Source organism: Micromonospora maritima, assembly GCF_902825405.1.
Lineage (GTDB): Bacteria > Actinomycetota > Actinomycetes > Mycobacteriales > Micromonosporaceae > Micromonospora > Micromonospora maritima.
In genome coordinates, this window is the sequence record NZ_CADEAU010000439.1 from 1 (window position 1) to 4,459 (window position 4,459).

Here is a 4,459-nt window from a genome sequence, read left to right on the forward strand (position 1 = left end):
GGCCTGCTCGCCGCGGCGGCGCGCGTGGTCGCCGGCGTGCACTACCCGCACGACGTCGTCGCCGGGCTGTTTCTGGGCATGGCGACCACCGCGGCGGTCGTGGTGCTGCTGACGCCCGCCGTGCGTCGACCGGTCGGGCCCAGCCGTGACCGATGCGCTCCGGGGCGGCCGGCGCACTGACGGCGGACGCCCCGGGCGGGACGGGTGGCGCGGACGATGTCCGCCGCCCGCGGCGGGCTCAGGTGGGCAGCAGGCCCGCGGCCATCGCGGTGGTCACCGCCGCGGTCCGGTCGCTCACGCCCAGCTTGCCGAACGCGCGGAGCAGGTGCGTCTTCACGGTGGCCTCGGTGATGTGCAGTCGCAGCCCGATCTCGCCGTTCGACAACCCCTGCGCGACCAGTCGCAACACGTCCACCTCCCGGGGCGACAGGGTGACCGGCCGGGGGTGGCGGAGTTGGCGGAACACCCGACCGGCCACCGCCGGTGCGACGACGGTCTCGCCGCGGGCGGCGCCTCGGACCGCGCCGACCAGGTCGGCCCGGGACGCGTCCTTGAGCAGGTAGCCCGCCGCGCCGGCCTCGACCGCGCGCAGGATGTCCCCGTCGGTGTCGTACGTGGTGAGCACGACCACCCGCGTGTCCGGCGCCACGGCCCGCACCTCGGCGGTCGCCGCCGCGCCGTCCACGCCGGGCATCCGCAGGTCCATCAGGACGACGTCGGGGCGTACCGTCCGGATGGCGGTGACCGCCTCGGCGGCCGACGAGCACTCGCCGACCACCGCGATGTCCGGTTCGCCGGCGAGCATGCCGCGCACGCCGGCCCGTACCACCGGGTGGTCGTCCACCAGCAGCACCGTGATCATCTGATCGGCACCTCCGCCCGTACCGTGGTGCCGGCGCCGGGGCGGGACGTCACCCGCAGCGTGCCGGCGACCTGCTCGACCCGGTGGCGCATGCCGGCCAGGCCGTATCCGTCGCCGGTCGGTGGTCCGGTGAAGCCGCGGCCGTCGTCGCGGACCTCGAGCACGACGGCGTCGTCGCGCCGGTCGAGGCGTACCTCGACCCGGCCGGCGGCGGCGTGTCTGCGGGCGTTCGCCAGCGCCTCCTGGGCGACCCGCAGCAGCACCACCTCGATCGGGGTGGGCAGGGAGGGCTGCGGCTGCGGCACGGTCAGCACGACCGGCACGCCGGTCTCGGCGAGGAACCGGTCCGACACCCGCCGCACCGCCTCGACCAGTGGCGATCCGGCCAGTTCGGCCGGGGCCAGCGCGGCGACGACCGCCCGCGCCTCGGCGAGGTTGGACCGTGCGGTGTCCACGGCGAGGGCCAGGTGTCGTCGGGCCTGCCCGGTGTCGCGGTCCAGCTCCGCGTCGGCGGCCTGGATCAGCATGACCACGCTGGACAGACCCTGGGCGATGGTGTCGTGGATCTCGCCGGCCAGCCGCTGCCGTTCGGCGGCGACGCCTGCCTGTCGGGACAGCCGGGCCACCTCGTCCCGGGAGGCGGCCAGCTCGTCGACCAGCGCGGCCCGCCGGTCGGCGTCGACGAACAGGTGCCGCACCCAGCCGCCGATCACCGACACCACGACCGCGACCATCCCGGCGGCCAGCAGCGTCCCCCGGGCGTTCGGGTCGCCACCGTCGGTCAGCAGGTCCTTCGCCACCTGCACGGCGATGAACGACACCACCACGGCGACCGTGGGCACCGTCGGCAGCAGCATGAACGCCTGCGGCAGCAGCACGAACAGGGCGAACGACGCGGGCGACGCCAGCGCCACGGCCGCCGCGTAGAGCGCGAACGCGACCCCCAGGTAGAGGTACGCCCGCCACCCGCCGATCCCGTACCGCAGGAGGGCGCGGCCGAAGGCGACGTACCAGATGCCGAGGGCGGCCAGCAGTGCGGCGGAGCCGGCGCGGTACGACGCGTCCGGCGGGTTGCTGGTCGCCACGGCGATCCCCACCCCGACGGTCAGGACCGCGAAGTAGGCGTCCCAGAGCGGGAACCGGGCGACCCACGCCGCTGAGGGCGGTGGGTCACCGCCGCTCACCGGTGCCGCCGGCCGTGCCAGCGGAACGTGCTCAGACACAGCAGCAGACCTCCGATGCACCAGGCCGCGAGGACGAGCGCGGTCCGACCGTGCTCCCAGTCGGCCACCGCCTCCGCAGGGAGAATCGTGTCCGGAAGCATCGCCGAGCGGAAGCCCTGCGCCATCCATTTCAGCGGGAAGATCGAACCCAGCACGAGCAGCGGCTGCGGCAGCGCGCCGATCGGGGTGACGTAGATGCCGGAGACGAAGGCGAGCACCAGGTACGGCAGCTGGGTCACCGCCCCCGCGCTGCGGGCGGAGCCGATCACGCCGCTCACCGCGATGCCGAGCAGCGAGCACGCGGTGGCGCCGAGCAGGAACACCCAGCCGAAGGTGAGCCAGCGCGCCGGGTCGGTGGGCGGTCGCAGCTCGAACAGGAGCGCCCCGACGGCGAGCAGCAGCACGGTCTCCGCGGCGGCCACGACCGTCGTCTGCACGGTCTTGCCGAGGACGTACGCGGCCGGTGGCATCGGGGTGCCCCGCAGCCGCCGGAGGGTGCCGTCGTCCCGGTCGCCGGCGATGCCGGCGCCGAGGTTGACGAAGGTGGCGGACGCGACTCCCGCGGCGACCATGCTCGGCGCCAGGTACTGGGCGGCCGTGACGTCGCTTTCCGGGTAGACCCCGGAGACGATCGAGCCGAGCAGCGCGAGGATCACCACCGGCAGGGCGAAGGTGAAGGCCACCGCGTCCCACTCGCGGAAGAACACCTTCAGTTCGAGCCTGCCCCGGTGCAGCCCGAGCAGGAGCGCGGACGGGTGGCCGGTGCGGTGCGACGTCGTCACGGCCGGCCCTCGATCAGGTCGAGGTAGACGTCTTCCAGGCCGGGTGCGGTCACGGTGAGCCCGGGGACCGGGCCGCCGTGGCGGCGGGTCAGTTCGGCGATCACCGCCGCCGGGTCGTCGGTCCGCCGCTCACCGCCGGACCACCGCACGACGACCTGGTGGCCGGCCCGCCCGGCCAGGACCGCCGGCGGGTCGTCGGCGACCACCCGACCGCCGGCGAGCACCACCACCCGGTCGGCGAGTTGCTCCGCCTCGTCCAGGTAGTGCGTGGTCAACACGATCGTGGTGCCGGCGTCGGCGAGCGTGCGGACCAGGTCCCAGAACGCCCGTCGGGCCATCGGGTCGAAGCCGGTGGTGGGCTCGTCGAGGAAGAGCAGGCGGGGGTCGCCGACGAGGCCGAGGGCCACGTCCAGCCGGCGTCGTTGACCGCCGGAGAGCGCGCGGACCCGGGAGCGCGTCCGGTCGGTCAGTCCGACCACCTCGATCACCTCGGACGGGTCGCGGGGGGCGGGGAAGTAGCGGGCGAAGTGCCGGACCGCCTCGCCCACGGTCAGCTCACCGAGGTCGGTGGCCTCCTGCAGGACGACGCCGATGCCCGACCGCCACTCCCGGGCGGCGCGGCCGGACCGGCCGACCCGCGCCGGGTCCACGCCGAGCACGGTCACCTCGCCGCCGTCGCGCCCGCGGTGTCCCTCCAGGATCTCCACCGTGCTGGTCTTGCCCGCGCCGTTGGGACCGAGCAGGGCGACCACCTCGCCGTACGCGACGTCCAGGTCGATCCCGGCCAACGCGACCCGCCGGCCGTACCGCTTGTGCAGTCTGCGTACCCGGACCGCGGGGGAACTCGTCATGCCCTGATGCTCCGCCGGCCGGCGCGGTCGCGGCACGACCGGCCGGGCGACGACGGGTGTCCACCGGTCGACGGACACCGCCGTCGCCCGACCGGCCGTGACGGCGCGATCCGACCCGGCCGGGCTAGCGCAGCCGGCGGTGCAGCCAGGTCACGACCAGCTCGTCGAAGCCGGGCGCCCGCCTGCCCCGTACCCGGATGCCGTGGTCGGCGTCGGGGAAGACCACGACGGTGTGGTCGGGGTGACCGGTCCGGCCGAGGATCCGGTCGAGGGCCTCTACGCTCGCCTCGACCGGCACCTGCACGTCGTCCGCGCCGTAGACCGCCAGGAACGGGCGACGCAGGGCCGCCAGCGCCGGTTCCGGGTCGTGGTCGGCGATGCCCGCGAGGAAGCCGATCGACGCGGGTGAGGTGCCGGCGAGCAGCGGGTACCAGGGCGCGTCGTGCCAGGGTGCCTGCGCGGCGTGGACGTCGGCCGGGTCGTCGCCGGCGCGGACCCGGTCCACCTGTTCGTGCAACAGCGCCGTCGCCCGCCGGACGTCACGGTCGGTGAAGCCCTTCGCGGGCAGTTGGCGCCGGAGTCGGTACTCCTCCTGCGGCACGGGTCCCACCGCCGGGCCGGACACGCTCACCACGGCGGCGACCGCGGCGGGGGAGAGGGACGCGGCGAGCGGCGCGACCCAACCGCCCTGGCTGCCGCCGACCAGCGCGACGGCGTGCGGCAGCACGTCCGCCCGCGTCC

6 protein-coding genes are annotated in these 4,459 nt (G+C 75.4%); 1 reads left to right on the forward strand and 5 read right to left on the reverse strand.

Going from position 1 to position 4,459, the window contains the following annotated elements; all coding sequences use genetic code 11:
- The coding region (locus HUW36_RS26520) for a phosphatase PAP2 family protein (protein WP_174530639.1) at positions 1-180 on the forward strand (180 nt) is incomplete at its 5' end.
- A gap of 58 nt (positions 181-238) precedes the next feature.
- On the opposite strand, the gene HUW36_RS26525 is transcribed toward HUW36_RS26520, so the two are convergent.
- From HUW36_RS26525 to HUW36_RS26545, 5 genes are all read right to left on the reverse strand, one after another.
- The gene (locus HUW36_RS26525) at positions 239-862 is read right to left on the reverse strand and encodes a response regulator (protein WP_174530640.1); all 624 of its coding nucleotides are present in this window, start codon (positions 860-862) and stop codon (positions 239-241) included.
- The gene (locus tag HUW36_RS26530; RefSeq protein WP_246248333.1) at positions 859-2,085 is read right to left on the reverse strand and encodes a sensor histidine kinase; all 1,227 of its coding nucleotides are present in this window, start codon (positions 2,083-2,085) and stop codon (positions 859-861) included. Before HUW36_RS26530 ends, HUW36_RS26525 begins: the two co-directional genes overlap by 4 nt.
- Complete coding sequence (locus tag HUW36_RS26535; RefSeq protein WP_246248334.1) at positions 2,043-2,867, reverse strand: ABC transporter permease; 825 nt, start codon at positions 2,865-2,867, stop codon at positions 2,043-2,045. The genes HUW36_RS26530 and HUW36_RS26535 overlap by 43 nt, the downstream gene beginning before the upstream one ends.
- Positions 2,864-3,718 carry an ABC transporter ATP-binding protein gene (locus tag HUW36_RS26540; RefSeq protein ID WP_174530641.1) on the reverse strand — a complete coding sequence of 285 codons (855 nt, stop codon included), beginning with the start codon at positions 3,716-3,718 and terminating at the stop codon, positions 2,864-2,866. Before HUW36_RS26540 ends, HUW36_RS26535 begins: the two co-directional genes overlap by 4 nt.
- 124 nt (positions 3,719-3,842) lie before the next feature.
- Positions 3,843-4,459 (reverse strand): alpha/beta hydrolase family protein (locus HUW36_RS26545; RefSeq protein ID WP_174530642.1); only part of this gene is annotated, 617 nt, incomplete at its 5' end.